The 18,346-nt window shown below is 36.5% G+C and carries 14 protein-coding genes; 1 reads left to right on the forward strand and 13 read right to left on the reverse strand.

The genetic code is table 11. The features are described from left to right. Positions 1 to 234: 234 nt before the first annotated feature. The 13 genes from HZI73_RS18305 to HZI73_RS18365 form a co-directional block, all read right to left on the reverse strand. Positions 235 to 1,746 (reverse strand): DUF4489 domain-containing protein, encoded by a 1,512-nt coding sequence (locus HZI73_RS18305; RefSeq protein WP_212694812.1) that lies wholly within the window; start codon positions 1,744 to 1,746, stop codon positions 235 to 237. A gap of 334 nt (positions 1,747 to 2,080) precedes the next feature. Continuing rightward, positions 2,081 to 2,599, reverse strand: coding sequence for a BsuPI-related putative proteinase inhibitor (locus tag HZI73_RS18310; protein WP_212694813.1), 519 nt, complete (start codon positions 2,597 to 2,599; stop codon positions 2,081 to 2,083). 198 nt (positions 2,600 to 2,797) lie between these two features. Further along, on the reverse strand, positions 2,798 to 4,960 hold the full coding sequence (gene rnr, locus HZI73_RS18315; protein WP_212694814.1) for a ribonuclease R: 2,163 nt from the start codon (positions 4,958 to 4,960) through the stop codon (positions 2,798 to 2,800). 177 nt (positions 4,961 to 5,137) lie between these two features. Next, positions 5,138 to 5,389 (reverse strand): preprotein translocase subunit SecG, encoded by a 252-nt coding sequence (secG, locus tag HZI73_RS18320; RefSeq protein WP_330619584.1) that lies wholly within the window; start codon positions 5,387 to 5,389, stop codon positions 5,138 to 5,140. A 148-nt stretch (positions 5,390 to 5,537) separates the two neighbouring features. Next, on the reverse strand, positions 5,538 to 6,266 hold the full coding sequence (locus HZI73_RS18325) for a copper homeostasis protein CutC (protein ID WP_212694815.1): 729 nt from the start codon (positions 6,264 to 6,266) through the stop codon (positions 5,538 to 5,540). A 57-nt stretch (positions 6,267 to 6,323) separates the two neighbouring features. Continuing rightward, positions 6,324 to 7,007 carry a PHP domain-containing protein gene (locus HZI73_RS18330; RefSeq protein ID WP_212694816.1) on the reverse strand — a complete coding sequence of 228 codons (684 nt, stop codon included), beginning with the start codon at positions 7,005 to 7,007 and terminating at the stop codon, positions 6,324 to 6,326. A gap of 232 nt (positions 7,008 to 7,239) precedes the next feature. Next, positions 7,240 to 8,559, reverse strand: coding sequence for a phosphopyruvate hydratase (gene eno / locus HZI73_RS18335; RefSeq protein WP_212694817.1), 1,320 nt, complete (start codon positions 8,557 to 8,559; stop codon positions 7,240 to 7,242). Between the two features lie 182 nt (positions 8,560 to 8,741). Next, complete coding sequence (gene gpmI / locus HZI73_RS18340; RefSeq protein WP_212694818.1) at positions 8,742 to 10,280, reverse strand: 2,3-bisphosphoglycerate-independent phosphoglycerate mutase; 1,539 nt, start codon at positions 10,278 to 10,280, stop codon at positions 8,742 to 8,744. 467 nt (positions 10,281 to 10,747) lie between these two features. Continuing rightward, positions 10,748 to 11,494 carry a triose-phosphate isomerase gene (gene tpiA / locus HZI73_RS18345; protein WP_212694819.1) on the reverse strand — a complete coding sequence of 249 codons (747 nt, stop codon included), beginning with the start codon at positions 11,492 to 11,494 and terminating at the stop codon, positions 10,748 to 10,750. Positions 11,495 to 11,552: 58 nt separating this feature from the next. Continuing rightward, positions 11,553 to 12,746, reverse strand: coding sequence for a phosphoglycerate kinase (locus HZI73_RS18350; RefSeq protein ID WP_212694820.1), 1,194 nt, complete (start codon positions 12,744 to 12,746; stop codon positions 11,553 to 11,555). Between the two features lie 170 nt (positions 12,747 to 12,916). After that, the gene (gene gap / locus HZI73_RS18355; RefSeq protein WP_212698863.1) at positions 12,917 to 13,906 is read right to left on the reverse strand and encodes a type I glyceraldehyde-3-phosphate dehydrogenase; all 990 of its coding nucleotides are present in this window, start codon (positions 13,904 to 13,906) and stop codon (positions 12,917 to 12,919) included. A gap of 55 nt (positions 13,907 to 13,961) precedes the next feature. Continuing rightward, complete coding sequence (locus HZI73_RS18360) at positions 13,962 to 15,002, reverse strand: sugar-binding transcriptional regulator (protein WP_212694821.1); 1,041 nt, start codon at positions 15,000 to 15,002, stop codon at positions 13,962 to 13,964. 311 nt (positions 15,003 to 15,313) lie between these two features. Continuing rightward, positions 15,314 to 16,978, reverse strand: a complete 1,665-nt coding sequence (locus HZI73_RS18365; RefSeq protein WP_212694822.1) for a Na/Pi cotransporter family protein — start codon at positions 16,976 to 16,978, stop codon at positions 15,314 to 15,316. Between the two features lie 538 nt (positions 16,979 to 17,516). On the opposite strand from HZI73_RS18365, the gene HZI73_RS18370 reads away from it, so the two are divergent. Then, positions 17,517 to 18,332: a histidinol-phosphatase HisJ family protein gene (locus tag HZI73_RS18370; protein ID WP_212694823.1), complete on the forward strand. Its 816-nt coding sequence runs from the start codon at positions 17,517 to 17,519 to the stop codon at positions 18,330 to 18,332. Positions 18,333 to 18,346: the final 14 nt, after the last annotated feature.

Consider the following 18,346-nt stretch of genomic DNA (forward strand, 5'->3'; position numbering starts at 1 on the left):
CTACAAAAAATTCCAATCTTAGGCATTTACCATGAAGATGATTAGCATACATATGCAAATAAGATGCAAGCAAGAGCCATATCCCCTACTTACATCTTTCCCATATGTTGCTTCACAAAACCATTTCTCTTTCATTCTACAATGCTTTATTCTAGTTAATTAACTTGACGCATTTTCACTTACCACTTCAAACGATTAATTTCAACGTTTGTCCAAAGTTAGGTTATCATTTTCCTACTTCTTTTCTTGAATCAATGCAGCGATTCTACCATTACTAACGGTTACTTGGCCACCATCTATTACAATTGGTGTAACTTTTACAAAATAGGTGCAACAGTTCGATTTGCATACTATCGTTTCACAAAAAGTAAAATCAAATGATTCTGTAACTTTTCCTGCAAGACCAGTTTCTCTCCTCCATACCCAAACACCCCTGGGTTCTGGCTGTCCATCGTCACAAACTCTAAACAGTTCATAGCGTAGTCGAGCAGCGATAAAATCTTCCTGTTCATCAAAACTCACAAGGTTTGAAAACTCGATATTCACCTTGTTCTTACATAAGCCTGTAGTATCTATTGTAACCTGTGCTATTTGAAAGTCAATATCACTTGATGCATTAAAAGTAAAATCTCCATTTCCCTGACCACATGCTAAAAATTGCTTTTTAGACTTAAGACCTTTCTGTTCATCATCGATGATGTCCTGTTTTTTATCGCTATCTACATTTGATTGGGCAAGTGCAACTATTCTTGAATCATAAATTATTGTATTTTCAGCAAATCCTATTGGTACATCAATGGGCGTTACCATGACAAAATAATCACAGCAACCTAAGCATGTAGCACATTCACAAAAAATAAACCCAAAAGCTTTTGAAGCTATTATTGATTGATTCACAAAATCCACATCAAATCTCCAAATGCCCTGTGATATTGGATCTCCGTTATCACATACTCTAAACAGCTCAAACTGCAATAGAACAGGGTCGCCAGGTGGACTGACTACTGAAAAAGTAACGATACTAGAAAACTCAATCAGTACTTTAGGGTAGTATAATCTAGTAGTATCGATTGAAACATTTGCTATTCTTACAGGGGGTTCGTTTAAATTATTAAAAACAGCACTTCCTGTTTCCTGCCCACATTTCAATATTATTTCCTTGGGTTTATGTTTGTGCTTAATCCTGAAATCATCATATTCTTTCAGTTCATTCTTTGAAGCGTCACACATGGAACCTAATAAAGCCGCCATTCTTCCATCACTAGCTACCACTCTAGCATTTACAATTTCAAGGGGTGTAATGGTTACAAAATATTCACAGCATCGATGGCAATTCGTGCATTCACAAAAGATGAAATTGAAGGACTCCTTATTTTCATTGGTAAACTCAGAAAAAACTGAATTAACTTTTTCATAGACCCATGTTCCTAGAGATATTGTGCTTCCATCTTCGCATCCTCTTAATAATTCATATTTTAACCTTACTGTTAAGGATTCATCAACATCTAATCTTTCAATACTGACAAGACTAGAAAACTTTACTAAAACCGTTGGTTTAATTAAGCAAGTTGTATCAACAGTAACATGAGCCAGTTGAAGTGGAGGATCATTAGATGATGTAAAGGTTATAGAGCCAGTCCCATCTCCACATTCAAGTAAAACATGTTGAGATGTTGCTTGCATAGGGGTGCATATGGCAAATTTATTATCTGAGTTACAATCTTGACAATCTTTATTTGAAATCACTAATAGTTAACCTCCTTCGTTATTATTTATAGCCAATATATCATTGCGCATTACGCTACTATATTACATATTATGCTTGTATATTAATAATTGATAATAGAAGGAAGATTAAACCGTAAATGATTTTGATGAAATAAGTTTTCCAATCATGTATTAAACAATAGTTCTTAAAATAGAGTTTTTTGATAAAAAAATAATGGAGGTGAGGAAAACTGAACCCCTGTCCGAAAATCCTAATTAAACGTTAAAAAGTTGTAAGCAAGAGCTTGTGCTCCTACTTACAACTTTTTAAGACTATCTATTCATAAATAATTACCTTTGCTAATTAATGCATTTACTCCGTTGAATGGTCCAATGGGCTCTGGTTACTGACTTTTATATCAATCTTCGTTGTCACCTTCGGCTCATGTTGCAATTCTTGTGCAACAGAGTAGAATTGGAACTCATATTCACCAACAGGAACTGGTAGTATTTTTGTGTCAATTTCATACACTTCTTGCTCACCAGGTTCTAAGGTTTTATCACTGATCACTGCTGCGAATGAAACAAGAGCAGACCATAAATAAGTCACTTTACCATCTTGTAAAAGTTGGAAGTCATACATTTGAGAACTTGTATAATTTAATGTAAAAGGTTGTTCGGATACATTTTTTAATGCAATGGTTATTTCACCATCATCATTTTTCGTTAATCTATATTCCAGAATTCCATCAAGTAATGCCTGTACCACTTCATTCGTATCGCCTTTTTGTTCTGGTTTTTGTTCATCTTTTGCCTGAAGCATATTATAACCGATACCACCGATGGTCAGTACAGCTATAAGTACGATAACTGTATATAATTTTTTCATCATTATTCCTCCTTACTAAGATGTCTAATCATTTAACATGTGAGGTATGTGCTCATCTTTATCATTTAAATACCTATATTCATGATTCATATACAATTTCATTGTCTCATGCATGATGTATATGTTATGAATGATTACACTTCTTAGACGGAAGGAATCGATAAAAAGTTCCTTTTTAACATATTTCTATACATAAAATGATTATTCATTAGCTTCTTGATCGTTTTGCAGTTCATCATCAGCAATCTCAAAATCAATGGTTCTTTCAATTATATTAACGCTGACAACTATAATTTTTAGAGGTTCACCCATGCGGTATATCTTACTTGTCCTCTCACCGATAAAGATATGCTTACCTTCATCATAAATGTAATAATCATCACTAAGAGCCGTTACATGTACTAAACCTTCAATAGTATTTTCCAGTTCAACATAAAGTCCCCATGCTGTTACACCAGAGATGACACCATCGAATGTTTCACCAATGTGTTTTTCCATGTATTGTGCTTTTTTCAGTTTAATGGTCTCTCTTTCAGCTTCTTCTGCCGTTCGTTCTGTTGTGGATGTTTGCTTGGCTACTTGAGGTAAAATAGCAAGGTAATGCCTTACACGCTTCTCATCCAGCTTTCCATGAAGGTTTTCTTTGATGATACGATGAATCTGTAAATCTGGATAGCGCCTTATGGGTGATGTAAAATGTGTGTAGTATTTAGTAGCTAAACCATAATGTCCATCGCTTGTTACCGTGTATCGTGCTTGCTTCATGGACCTGAGTGCCAAACGGCTGATAATAGCTTCCTCTGGTTTTCCTTCTATTTCAACGAGTAATTTCTGGATTTCCTTAGGGTGAATATCCGTAACATCCCCTTTTATATGATAACCAAAGTTGCGTATAAATGAGCCTAGAGATGTTAATTTATCAGGGTCTGGTTCTTCATGGGAACGGTATAAAAAGGGTAGTTCCTGCCAATAGAAATCTTCAGCAATGGTTTCATTGGCAAGTAACATAAATTCCTCAATAATCCGGGTTGCCACATTACGGTCATAGGATACCACATCTATTGGTTCTCCTCTATCGTTTAATAAAATCTTAGCTTCAACAAAATCAAAATCAATAGAACCTCTGCGTTTACGCTTGTGTCTTAAAACAGCAGCTAAATCACGCATATTTTCAAACATGGGTATAAAATCTTCATATACCTTTGTGATTTCTTGATCTTCCTCTTCTAGAATCTTCTTCACATTAGTATAGGTCATTCTTTGGTCCACATTAATTAATGTCTCTGCTATCTTGTGATTGGTCACATGACCATTTTCATCGATATCCATAAAACAAGATAATGCAAGTCGATCTACCCCCATGTTTAAAGAACATATACCATTTGATAATGTATGTGGAAGCATAGGGATAACCCTATCCACCAAGTACACACTTGTACCTCTTGTTAATGCTTCATTATCCAGTGGGCTGCGCTCAGTTACATAGTGGGTAACATCTGCTATGTGTACACCTAAGGTATATGTGCCATCGTCTTGCTTTTCAATGGTGATGGCATCATCAAGGTCTTTGGCATCTTCCCCATCTATGGTTACCATCTGCATGTGTCTAATATCCATACGCCCCTGTTTTTCTTCTTCTTTCACTTGGGCAGACACATGTTCCACCTGCTGCATCACACCATCAGGAAATTGAGTGGGTAACTCGTAACTTCTTGCAATAGCCAAAATATCTGTTCCAGGATCATTAATATGGCCAATAATCTCTATGATTTCACCTTCTGGGTTCCGTCGCTCATTGCCCCAATCAATTATTTTGACCACGACTTTATGACCGTTTACAGCTCCTTTATTTTTACCCTTAGAAATAAAAATATCTTTTGTAAATTTCTTATGGTCAGCAATAACAAAGCCAAAATTTCTACTTTTTTCATAGGTTCCAATAACCTGTCCATCACTGCGTTTAATGATTTTAACGATTTCGCCTTCTTGTCGCTTTCCTTTTGATTCACGTCTAATGAGTTTAATGGCTACAATGTCATTGTGAAAGGCACCATTAACATAGGGTGATGGTATAAATACATCATCCTCCTGTCCCTCAATATCCACAAAACCAAACCCTTTTGCATGGGCAATGAAACGTCCAACAATCATGTTCATGGTCTCTGGACGGGCATATTTGCCACGCTTGGTTCGTATGACTCTACCTTCATCAATCAATTCTTGTAATAACGCTTCAAGTAAATCCCTTTCTTCTCGCTTAACATGCAAAACCATTGCAATTTCTTTTATTTTCATCGGTTGATAATCTTTATGACTTATTAAATCAAATAATACTACTTTACGCTCTTCTCTTGTTTTTTCCATCTATTCACCTTCTGTTTTTTATGTCAATCCTTTAAATATGATATAATACTGACATTCTTTTTCTTACTTAGTATGGTTAATTCCATATAAAATTATAAGGCGTAACAGGATACTTTTATAGTAGTCATGAACATAAATAAAAAAACACCCTGCGGATTTGCAAAGTGCTTTCATTTATTAACGGAATTTAAACAATAAACTTAATACAACAGATAATACGATAAATAATACCGCACCAACTTTTGTAAGGTTGTCTAATTTACCTTCCATTGAACGGGCCTTATTCTTTCCCCAGTAGCTTTCACCTGCTCCACTAATGGCACCAGATAATCCTGCTGCTTTTCCTTTTTGTAAAAGGACCACAGTAATTAATGCTGCACATATGATGAAATATATAACTCCCACGACTATGATTAGAGTATCCATCATTACACCTCCTATATAATATCACACTAGTAGTATTTTAGCATAAAGCGTCAATGAATTCAACCACAATTTACTTGTCCATATGCTCCTAAAAGTTTTACTGACTAAAATGGGCGTTATATGCTTTAATTAGCAATACAATGCCCCTTGATTAACTATCTAGATTCTTAACCATACGAACAACAGCTTGATCGGTTTCAAAGTATGAAAACTCATCCACACAGGTCTGGCCCATATTCACCATATCGTTTCGATAACGCATCTTACTCCTGATTTCTTTCTTCGCTGATAGGTGGATATAATTAACTTGACATATGGCTTTGATTTGCATAAAATTTTCTGGTGTAACACCACCACCTGGCATAATATCGATTCTACCCTTGCTTTTTTTGACCAAGGCTTTTATTAATTCTCGCCCTTCATAAGCTGTACTTTTTTGTCCAGAAGTAAGGATACAATCCATTTCAAGCTGAATAACATCTTCCATAGCAGCCATGGGGTCTTGAAGCATATCAAAAGCACGATGGAATGTCATATACATGGGTTTTGCTAGTTCTGTGAGTACTTGCATCCGCTCTATATCAATGGTTCCATCTGTCTTCAATAGACCCATGACCACGCCATGGACATGTTCATCATGTAGCATTCGGATGTATTCCTTCATATCTTCGTGTTCATAATCCGAATAATAAAAATCCCCATGCCTTGGTCGAACTAAGATATTCAGTGGTAAATTGACATGCTTTTTAATACCTCGAATTAAAGCAATGGGTGGTGTCGTACCACCAATAACAAGATTACTGCACACTTCTAGTCGGTCTGCGCCACCTTCATAGGCTCTTATAGCAGATTGAACACTATCCACACATACTTCTATCATCACTATCACTGTCCTTCCAAAATAGCATATTCATCCAAAGTAAAGTGTTTCCATGTCTTATAGGTGTTTTCCCCTATACACAGTATAGTCATTATGTCGTAATACCCTTAGCAGCTGTTTATTGTTGTGGATCCGCTGGGGTGTTATAATACCACCACTGTCCTCATCGCCAATTTGATGAAAGTCTGAACCACCTATCATTAACAGGTTATGTGCCATGGCTAATGCTTCTGCATCTTTATTATTAGAGTTGTGCCTTGGGTTACCATTATGAACTTCAATACCGTCTAACAGTGAAACATTCTCCACGTAACAATAATCGCGAAAAGGATGAGCCTGATAGATCAGCAAGTTATGCTCCCGACAAAAAGTACCAATGCCTTCTCGGCCTAATGCCAAAATATGTGGTGTGTTTTTTAATAATTCTACGGACATACCGTAGATTAAAAAATCATTATCTCTTTCGTTATGCTCCATAAAAGCAATTTCTACACCAAGCAACACATCCATATCATATTTCTTTGCTTCTTCAACAGCACCATAATAACCTGTAAGAAAATCATCCACTTTTTCTTCCCAAGTAGCTCCCTTACTATTTCTAAAAAATATCTTTCGTAAATGATCCGTAATAACAACACCTTGATAGCCATGTTCATGGTATATCTTAATCATATCTGCTGCTGATACCATACCACAAGGGCTCGTTTCTTGGGTGTGAATATGTAAGTCATATTTATACATGATAATCCTCCTAAAACAAAGGGGCTGTCTCATAAAAGCAAAATAACGTCAATATCTAGGCAACAAAATTGCTTTTATGAGACAGCCCATCTTGTGTAGCAACTTGTTTGTTAAGAAGTATCCTTGACGCATATGAGAACGCCTTCTATTTCATATGCTGTCTTTAGAGAATGTTGTTATAAGAAAATTTAAGGGCTAACTCACCAATAGTGATGAGCAGCCCTCTAAGGTCTTACTTTTCATCTAAGTTGAACCAAGCATCAAGCCCAAGATACTCAGCAGATTCTTCTAACTCTTCTTCAATTCTTATTAACTGATTGTATTTGGCAACACGATCAGAACGACAAGGTGCTCCAGTCTTAATCTGACCTGCATTAACAGCAACTACAATGTCTGCTATGGTATTATCTTCTGTCTCCCCAGAACGGTGAGAAATAACCGCTGTATATCCTGCACGATTTGCCATCTGTATCGCATTAAAAGTCTCCGTTAATGTACCTATTTGATTAACTTTAACTAAGATAGAGTTTGCTACGCCTAAGTCGATTCCTTTAGATAATCTTTCTGTATTGGTCACAAATAAATCATCACCTACTAGCTGCATCCTCTGACCTAATCTTTCTGTTAAGAGCTCCCAACCTTCCCAGTCATCTTCGTTCAAACCATCTTCTAATGATATAATGGGGAACTTATTAAGAAGGTTTTCATAGTAGTCAACCATCTCTTCTGATGTTCGAACAACTTCTTCGCCCTTCATCTTACTTTCACCAGGGAAGTGGTAATTTCCTGTTTCTTCATTATATAACTCAGAAGCCGCAGCATCGATTGCGATACGAATATCTTCACCAGGACGGTAACCTGCTCTTTCAACAGCATCCATAATTACTTGAATGGCTTCTTCAGAAGAAGCTAAATCTGGTGCAAATCCACCTTCATCACCGATACCCGTTGAGAGTTCTTTTTCATGAAGAACTTTCTTAAGGTTATGATATACTTCTGCACACATTCTAAGGGCTTCACTGAAACAAGATGCACCAACAGGCATAATCATAAATTCTTGAATATCAACTGTATTATCTGCATGCTCACCACCATTTAAAATGTTCATCATTGGTACGGGCATCACTTTTGCATTGACACCACCTAAATATTGGTATAGAGACATACCAACTGCTTCTGCTGCTGCTTTCGCAACTGCCATGGATACACCCAGAATAGCATTAGCACCTAGTTTAGACTTATTAGGTGTACCATCTAGTTCAATCATTTTTTGGTCAATTTTTACTTGGTCAAGGGCATTCATACCAATGATTTCTTCAGCAATAATGTTATTCACATTATCCACTGCATTAGCAACACCTTTTCCTAAATAACGCTCACCACCATCACGAAGCTCAACAGCTTCAAAAGCACCTGTGGATGCTCCAGATGGTACAGCGGCACGCCCCATAAATCCATCTTCAGTAACTACTTCTACCTCAACTGTAGGGTTTGCTCTTGAGTCAAGTATCTCTCTTGCGTATACATCGATGATCTCTACATAACTTTTCATTTGCTTGTTGCCCCTTTCATATTTATTAAGAAAAACATATCATGCAAATATAGTTTGTATATCTTTATTAGTATGGCTATTGGTGTTTATTTTAAACATCTATTCCATTAAATTCATACCAACATGATGCAACACCAATCAACCTTGACTACATGGATTTGGTCGTATTTTTTGCAGATTGTTTACTTATTCTTTAATAAGGATTCTCCTGTCATTTGAGCAGGTTTTTCAAGTTCCATTAATTCAAGTAATGTTGGCGCTATATCGGCAAGCTTACCACCTTCGCGAAGTGTTACGTTGTCTTTAGCGTTCACTAAAATAAACGGTACAGGATTTGTGGTATGGGCAGTAAATGGATCACCTGTTTTGTAATCCACAAGCTGCTCTGAATTACCGTGATCTGCACATATAAACATCTGTCCATCCGCTGCAAGCAAAGCGTCTAGTGTTCTGCCAACACATACGTCTACAACCTCCACAGCCTTAACTGCTGCTGTTTCAATACCTGTATGACCTACCATGTCTGGATTTGCAAAATTAATAATAATTAAGTCATACTTATCTGATTGAATGGATGCCACAAGGTTATCACACACCTCAGGTGCACTCATCTCAGGTTGCAAATCATACGTAGCAACTTTAGGTGATGGTACTAAAATGCGATCTTCACCTTCATAGGGTTCTTCAATTCCGCCATTAAAAAAGAAGGTTACATGGGCATATTTCTCTGTTTCTGCAAGACGAAGCTGCTTCAATCCTATTTTAGCCATGTATTCACCTAATGTGTTCTCAAGCATGACTTTTTTATAGGCCACAATCTTATTGGGTATGGTTTTATCATAATCTGTAAAACACACATATGTTAATGGGAAGAATGTTCTCTCAAAGCCTTCAAAATTTTCATCACAAAATGCTCGTGTAATTTGTCTCGCTCTATCTGGTCTAAAATTAAAACAAATAATGGCATCATGGGCACTAATCTTAGCTGTAGGCACACCCTCTTCCGTGATAACCGTTGGTAATACAAACTCATCATATACCTCTTCATGATAAGATGCTAAAACAGCCGCATGAGCAGTCTTCGCCTGATTACCTTCACCATAAACCATGGCATCATAAGCCAGTTTTTCTCTTTCCCATCGATTATCACGATCCATGGCATAATAACGTCCCATGATCGTTGCAATCTTACCAACACCAATTTCTCGAATCTTTTCTTCTAATGTTTCCACATAATCTTTACCAGAAGCTGGAGGCGTATCCCTACCATCTAAAAACGCATGAACAAATACGTTCTCAAGCCCATGTTTCTTAGCTAATTTTAATAACGCATATAAATGCGTATTATGGGAATGCACACCGCCATCGGATAATAACCCGTAGAGATGCAATGCTGTATCGTTCTCTTTACAATTCTTAATAGCCGCTAAAAATGCTTCATTATCATAAAAATCACCATCTTCAATAGCTTTTGTAATACGTGTTAACTCTTGGTATACAATTCTTCCAGCACCTATGTTAAGATGCCCTACCTCTGAATTACCCATCTGTCCATGAGGTAATCCCACATCTAATCCACTGGCATGACCTTCCACACAAGGATACGTGGACATGATCTTATCCATATGAGGTGTATTCGCAATCTTAACCGCATTCCCCTGTGTCTTCTCATTCAAGCCAAACCCATCTAAAATCATTAAAACTGTTGGTCTCTTTGCCATAATATCACTGTAACTCCTTCTGTATAAAATACTTTTGCAAGGGTCCTCTAGACCCACTCACTACATCTACCAAGGCAGCTAATGCTACGTTCTCAACATGATTTTAACATACATTCTATCAATTTACTGTTAAAATCATGTAATAATCCTATTCATATACCACAAACTTTACTACTCAAATCCTCTAGCCGAGTAGGTGGGTATGTATCTATAAAAATAGCGACTTTTAAATATCAGTTAGAAGAACTTAGCAAGCGTAACCCTATCATGGGTTAAGAACCTTAAATTGTTTGACGAACAGGAGTTTTTAAGGTTTAGCATGATAGGGTGTTGCGCGCTTTAGTTCTTCTTGCTGACATTTAACATGAGCGTTTTTATAGATACATATCCACCTACGGTCGACCACCACCACCAAAAAAATCACTCATAAGGCTATGAACACCCCAAGGTGTTCATAACCATCAAAACTATTTATAATTAACAACCTTACCAAAATCAGCCTTCAAACTAGCACCGCCAACTAATCCACCATCAATATTCTCCATAGCAAATAACTCTTTCGCATTACCAGCATTCACACTACCACCATACTGAATACGAATTGCATCTGCAACATCGCCACTATAAATCTCACCAATCACTTGACGAATAGCTGCACACACTTCTTCCGCTTGTTCAGAAGTAGCCGTTACACCTGTACCAATAGCCCAAATTGGCTCATAAGCAATAACTGTATCCTTAGCATCTTCTGCTGATACATCTTTTAAAGCCACTTTAATTTGTGTACGCACAAGATCAACCGTAATACCTTGCTCTCTTTGCTCAAGGGTTTCACCACAACAAATAATCGGTGTTAAATCATGCTCAATGGCTTTTAACACTTTTTTGTTTACGATTTCATTGGTCTCGCCGAAGTACTCTCTTCTTTCGGAATGACCTAAAATAACGTATTTTACACCAAGCTCTTTGAGCATATTAGGGGCAATCTCACCTGTGAAGGCACCGCCCTCTTCAAAATACATGTTTTGAGCACCGATTTCAATATTCGAGTCTTTTGCAGCTTCTACTGCTAACATAAGTGATACATAAGGCGGACAAAATACAACATCCACTTCATCATTCTTTACTAAAGGCTTTAATTCTTCAATTAATGCCAACGCTTCCTTAGGTGTCTTGTTCATTTTCCAGTTTCCTGCAATAATCATTTTACGCATGTCACAAACCTCCACATTTATTTATCGTCTATTCAACTTAACATAAGAATACATCTATTTACTTATTATCAGCTGCTGCTACACCTGGTAATGTTTTACCTTCTAAGAATTCAAGTGAAGCACCACCACCTGTTGATATGTGGGTCATTTTATCACCGAATCCAAGTTGGTTAACGGCTGCTGCTGAATCACCACCACCAATAATGGTTGTACCATCAGTAGCTGCTAATGCTTTTGCCACAGCAATTGTACCATTTGCAAAATTCTCAAATTCAAATACGCCCATAGGTCCGTTCCAAACAACTGTCTTGGCATCTTTCACTGCATCTGCAAAAATTTCTCGGGTTTCAGGTCCAATATCAAGACCTTCCCAATCTGGCTCAATATGACCTCTCTTTACAATTTTGAAAGGTGTATCGTTCTTAAACTCTTGCGCAACAACATGATCAATTGGTAATAATAATTTAACGCCTTTTTCTTCAGCCTTTTCAATCATTTCTTTTGCATAATCCAATTTATCTTTTTCAAGTAAGGATAAGCCTACTTCATTACCCATGGATTTTAAGAATGTATAAGCCATACCGCCACCAATAATTAATGTATCTACTTTGTCTAAAAGATTATTAATGACATTAATTTTATCGGATACTTTTGCTCCACCAAGAATAGCTACGAAAGGTCTCTCTGGTGTATTGACTGCATTCCCTAAGAAATCAATCTCTTTTTGCATTAAATAGCCAACAACACAGGTATCCACATAATCTGTTACACCAACATTGGAGCAGTGAGCACGATGAGCTGTACCAAATGCATCATTTACAAATATATCTGCTAAGCTTCCAAGCTCTTTACTTAATGCTTCACCGTTCTTTGTTTCTTCTTTACGATAACGTGTGTTTTCAAGTAAGACAACGTCGCCTTCCTTCATATCAGCGATTGCTTTTTTAGCATTTTCCCCAACAACAGAATTATCCGCTGCAAACACGACTTCTTGATCCAACAACTGGGATAAACGCTTAGCTACTGGAGCAAGGGACAACTCGGGCTTAGGCTCACCTTTGGGCTTTCCTAAATGGGAGCAAAGAATCACTTTTGCACCGTCTGCAATCAATTTTTTAATGGTCGGTAATGCCGCTGTTAATCGGTTTTCATCCGTAATCTTTCCATCATTCAATGGTACGTTAAAATCACATCTTACTAATACCTTTTTACCTTTTGCTTGTATATCTTCCACTGTTTTTTTGTTAAGCATAAATCACACGTCTCCCTTCGATATTCATAATCAAAATTTTCTTACATTTTTGGCAATATCCTTTCTACCGCCTATAGTGCTATATAAAAAGGTCCTCCCCTATAGTTGACCTACAAGAGAGGACCCCGCCTGGGTCAAAATGGTAATACTACCTTATCTATTTTTATGAATTATAGTCTATCTGCTACATATTTAGCTAAGTCGATAATTCTGTTTGAGTAACCCCACTCATTATCATACCAAGAAAGAACTTTAACCATGTTTCCTTCCATAACAAGTGTAGATAGGCTATCAACGATTGAAGAACGAGAATCTTGTTTATAATCCATGGATACTAATGGCTCATCAGAGTAACCAAGTACTTTATCATCAGCAGCAGCTTTTAATGCACTGTTTACTTCTTCAACTGTAACGTCTTTATTAAGTTCCACTGTTAAGTCTACAACAGATACTGTAGGTGTTGGAACTCTCATTGCCATACCTGTTAATTTCCCTTTTAAAGCTGGAATAACTTTTGCAACCGCTTCAGCAGCTCCAGTAGTTGTAGGAATGATGGACTCAGCAGCTGCACGAGCTCTTCTTAAGTCACTATGAGGTGTATCTAAAATTCTTTGGTCATTTGTATAACTATGAACTGTTGTCATGATACCTCTATTGATACCAAAAGTATCGTTTAAGACTTTAGCAAATGGAGCTAAACAGTTTGTTGTACAAGAAGCGTTATCAATGATATTATCTTCTGATGGGTTGTAATCTGCTTCGTTTACACCCATAACAATTGATTTTGTTCCTTTACCAGGAGCAGAGATGATAACTTTTTTCGCACCAGCATCAATATGTAATTGAGCTTTTGCTTTTTCTCTAAATAATCCTGTAGATTCGATAACGATATCCACACCTAAATCTCCCCAAGGAAGGTCTGCAGGATTTCTTTCTGCTAATACTTTAACTTCTTTTCCATTAACAACTAAAGCACCGTTTGCTACTTCAACTGTTCCTTCAAATTTTCCGAAGCATGAATCATATTTTAATAAATGAGCTAATGTTTCAGCATCTGTTAAATCATTGATAGCTACGATATCAATACCTTGCTCCATAGCTACTTTAAATGCGTTACGTCCGATACGTCCAAATCCGTTAATTGCAATTTTTGCCATAATCTTATTCCTCCTAATAATCATTATTTTTATATTAAACTGTATAACAGTTAATAAACTAAGTTAAACTATTCTGTCTAATTTCCAGTATGCGATTTGCAGCGCCTTCATCAATAATCAATGAGCCCTTCTTGATGATGTCTTTCACTGCAACGATGGCTTCTGCTTTCTTAGAACCTCCTGCAACAGCGATTGGATAAGCTGACTGAATCACATGTTCTAATTTTATACCAATCGACCGGGATGTATACACAATTTCACCATTTTTGTTGAAATAGTAACCCAGTGCTTCTGCAACGGCTTGTTTGTCATGAAGAAATGTCATAAACTGCTCATCTGAATTCCTTCTTTTAGCCATCTCATCGGCGTTTCCAATGCCGAATAAAATAAGATTTGCTTTTAGCAGACAGGCAATAGTCGCCCCAATTTCCGGCTCTTCTCGAACACTGTCTAAAGCTTTTTTGCTTAGGTTATCGGGTATGTTTAGTAAATGATAACCAATACCCAGCTTATTCGCTAACATGGATACAATGGTGTTTGCCTGATATTCCACATGGTTACGTAAGCTGCCACGAGCTGGAACAACAAGAACATTCTCATACGTCACATTGGGCTTTTTCAAAGCATGTATCACATGATAAGATGTACTCCCACCTGTTAATGCAATAATGCAGTCATTACGAATATGTTTCAGCAATACTTCTGATGCTGCTTTTCCAATGTTTTCTTTGACTTCTTCACGCTCTGAGGCATCACCTGGTACAACAACAACCTTGGCACAACCAAGATACGCTCTAACTTCTTCTTCTATTTCATGAAGACCTCGCATATGATACATGACTTCCATGAGTTCTTCCAAAATAATAAGTCCAGATTCTGTTATCTGCATACCTGACCCAGATACAAGGATATAACCTACAGACTTTAAATATTCGGTTTCATTACGAATAATTTTTTCTGATATGGCTATTCGTTGGGATAAACTTCTTCTGCCTACTGGTTGTAAATCATGAATACCCTTCAAAATCGTATAGCGTCTTTGAAGTATCTCCATTTCCTTTGGAATTATCTGCTTAAGTGTTAACACTATATTTTCCATATGCCATCACCTTCCGGTACCTTTTTGGTCCCAGTGTGCAATAATAGTCCCTGTCCATCCAAAAAAAAGGAATTAACCACCATTTCATCCCAATTATATTATACTCAATAATGTTTATAATTTCAAGTTTTTTTTCCATATTTCATAAAAATATTCCTATAATATACATTGTGAATGAAGGTAACCCCTATTGCCACTGGTTTTTATCTAAGGGACTGCTTGATGAAAAACAGTCCCTTTACATCACCTACATACAATATCATGTTTAAGGCTATAAGTTATGGCTTATCACATACCAATAATGTACCTCTTTAAATGAGTTCATCTCTTACATAATAAGCAATATTTAAGGCATGATCGGATATTCTCTCGTAATTACTAATGAGATCAAGGAATACCACACCTGTTGTTGAATCACAAATATTTTGTGCAAGACGACGGATGTGTTTTTCTCTTAACTCATCCTCAAGCTCATCTACAATATCCTCATTTTGTTCAACTTTTCTTATTAAGTCTACGTCATCATTTTCTCTTGCTTTAATGGCATATTCTATAGTCTCTGTTGTGCGGTCAGATATATCCACTAATTCCTTGTATGCACTATCTGAGAAAGTTAGATCACTTTCAATATAATATTGAGCTAATTCCGCAATGTTCTCTGCATGGTCCCCTACACGCTCAATATCATTCACGGTATGGAAAAGATTGGTTACAATCTCATGCTGGCTTTCGTTAAGGGGTGAATTGCTTATTTTTACCAGATATTCCGTAATGACTCTTTCTAACTTATTGATGTTTTTCTCATCTTCAATGACTTTTGCTACCAATTTCATATCTTTATCTAGAATAGCTTTCGTTGCCAGTCTTGTGTTTTCAATGGCTAGGTATCCCATATGAACAACTTCTTTTATGGCATTTTCCACAGCAAAACTTGGTGTTTCAAGTATTCTCTCATCTAAGTGACGCAATGCAATTTGCTCTTCACTTTCTTCTTTTTTATCATCCCCTCGTACAATTTTCTTGGATAATGCAACCAATTTATCCGCAAATGGGAATAGAATGACCGTGTTTCCAATATTAAAGATGGTATGGAAGATACTGATGCCAACCATATCCACTGCTGTATTATTTCCGAAATCTGGATTGATAAATTTAAAGAATATGATACAGGCAACTGCGAAGAGAATTGTACCTATAATATTGAACATTAAATGAATATATGCTGCTCGCTTAGCTGTTTTATTGGCACCAATACTGGACAACATAGCTGTTACACATGTACCAATATTTTGTCCAAGAATAATATAAACGGCTGCGTTCCAAGGCACCAATGTAACCGTTGCTACAGCCTGCAAAATACCAACTGATGCAGAACTGCTCTGTATAATAGCTGTCACAAGTGCACCTACTAAAATACCTAGAATTGGATTAGCACCAAATAAACGAAAGGCCTCTTTGAATGCTTCTGATTCACTAAAAGGATCAATGGCATCCTTCATAAAATCAAGACCTATAAACAGCAAACCAAAGCCTATGATAATTTCTCCAACTTGTTTTTTACGCTGACTTTTGGCAAAGAAAAGAAGTATGGCCCCAATACCGATTGCCAATGGTGCCATTTTAGATGGTTTGAAAAATACCAACCATTCAGAACTGGATACAATCCATGAGGTAATGGTTGTACCAATATTGGCTCCCATGATGACACCAACCGCCTGTGATAGGTTAAACAAACCTGCATTAACAAAACCTACAATCATGACAGTGGTAGCGGAACTACTTTGAACAATGGCTGTCACTAATGCACCAACGGTAACGGCTAAAAAACGATTATTTGTTAATGCACCTAGTAAATTTTTCATTCTGTTACCAGCGCTTTTTTGAAGTCCTTCGGCCATGATATGCATACCATATAAGAACATCCCAAAACCACCGATAAAAGCAAAGAAAATAAATATGTAATCCTTTGTTTGCATTTCCTTTTTTCCTCCTACTGAAGAGCATTCATCTTGAATGTCTCTTTGATAAAGTTTTTGTTCGCTAAAAATGTTGTGTCTAGGAGTGTAAAAACCCTATTCTGATTATCCCCTTTTGATAATCAAATGTAAATAATTTGTTAATTTTATATTAACAACACATTAATAGTATCATAGGCCTTTCATAAAAAACAAGAAAAATTTCTTATCAAATATTATTTTTTTGCATTTTCTTTTTGTTAATAATGCTGAATACCATCTTAACTTTCTTATCTATTGATAGGCTTGCTTGTTATTTTCTTATAATTCATTCCTTTAAAAGTCAATTCTATTAGTCATTCTAGCTAATGCCCATTTTCCACAAAACCAAAAGCCATGCATGATATGTTACACCAAGCGTTATAAAACATCTTGCAATTATAGGTAAATTAGGTTTTAATAAACTTACATGCTGATAATATCTGTACATATAATCATTAATTAGTATGCTTCAAATAATAGGAATTATTATGTTTGCTGCCAAAAGGAAGGTGAACCCATGCACATATACGATTTCCATACACATACATCATTTTCTGGTGATTGCAAATCCCCAATGGAAACGATGATTCAATATGCTATCGACCATGATTTTCAACAACTTTGTATAACGGATCACTATGATTATGACTACCCCCAAACGGAATTAGCTGACATTTCCTTTGAACTGGACCTTCAACAGTATTATGAGGGTTTTATGACTTGCAAAGAAAAGTATAAAAATGATATTGACCTTATATTCGGTATAGAAGTAGGTCTTCAACGTCATATATACGATGATATTCTTAAGAATCTAAGGCCTTATCCATTTGACTTTATTATTGGCTCATCTCACGTGGTGAACAAAATGGACCCTTATATCGGTGTCTATTACGAAGGAAAAACCAAACAAGAAGCTTATGAGGGTTACTTGGAAGATATACTCTATCATGTTACATACTATCAATACTATAATGTTTATGGTCATTTGGACTATATTATTCGTTACGGACACTATGAAGATAAAAAAATGGTATATGTGGAGCATCAAGACTTGATCGATGCGATTCTCAAGAAAATAATAGACACAGGCCATGGTATTGAATTGAATACCTCTGGATATCGCCAGACATTCAAAGAACCACACCCAAACATGGATATCCTTAGACGTTATGCCCAATTAGGCGGTGAAATCATCACCATTGGATCAGATGCTCACTTACCAGAGCACCTTGGTTATTCTTTTAACGAAGCTTTTCATGTTCTGGAACACTGTGGATTTAAATATTTTACAGTTTTTAAAGACATGAAGCCCAGGTTCATTAAACTGCCATAATATTCATATTCAAA

The sequence above is a fragment of the Vallitalea pronyensis genome (genome assembly GCF_018141445.1).
In the GTDB taxonomy this organism is placed as follows: Bacteria; Bacillota; Clostridia; order Lachnospirales; family Vallitaleaceae; genus Vallitalea; species Vallitalea pronyensis.

Coding starts and splice junctions, on each gene's coding strand:
- HZI73_RS18310 (WP_212694813.1), bottom strand. CDS start 2,599: ATGATGAAAAAATTATATACAGTTATCGTACTTATAGCTGTACTGACC.
- rnr (WP_212694814.1), bottom strand. CDS start 4,960: ATGGAAAAAACAAGAGAAGAGCGTAAAGTAGTATTATTTGATTTAATA.
- secG (WP_330619584.1), bottom strand. CDS start 5,389: ATGATGGATACTCTAATCATAGTCGTGGGAGTTATATATTTCATCATA.
- HZI73_RS18325 (WP_212694815.1), bottom strand. CDS start 6,266: ATGATAGAAGTATGTGTGGATAGTGTTCAATCTGCTATAAGAGCCTAT.
- HZI73_RS18330 (WP_212694816.1), bottom strand. CDS start 7,007: ATGTATAAATATGACTTACATATTCACACCCAAGAAACGAGCCCTTGT.
- eno (WP_212694817.1), bottom strand. CDS start 8,559: ATGAAAAGTTATGTAGAGATCATCGATGTATACGCAAGAGAGATACTT.
- gpmI (WP_212694818.1), bottom strand. CDS start 10,280: ATGGCAAAGAGACCAACAGTTTTAATGATTTTAGATGGGTTTGGCTTG.
- tpiA (WP_212694819.1), bottom strand. CDS start 11,494: ATGCGTAAAATGATTATTGCAGGAAACTGGAAAATGAACAAGACACCT.
- HZI73_RS18350 (WP_212694820.1), bottom strand. CDS start 12,746: ATGCTTAACAAAAAAACAGTGGAAGATATACAAGCAAAAGGTAAAAAG.
- HZI73_RS18360 (WP_212694821.1), bottom strand. CDS start 15,002: ATGGAAAATATAGTGTTAACACTTAAGCAGATAATTCCAAAGGAAATG.
- HZI73_RS18365 (WP_212694822.1), bottom strand. CDS start 16,978: ATGCAAACAAAGGATTACATATTTATTTTCTTTGCTTTTATCGGTGGT.
- HZI73_RS18370 (WP_212694823.1), top strand. CDS start 17,517: ATGCACATATACGATTTCCATACACATACATCATTTTCTGGTGATTGC.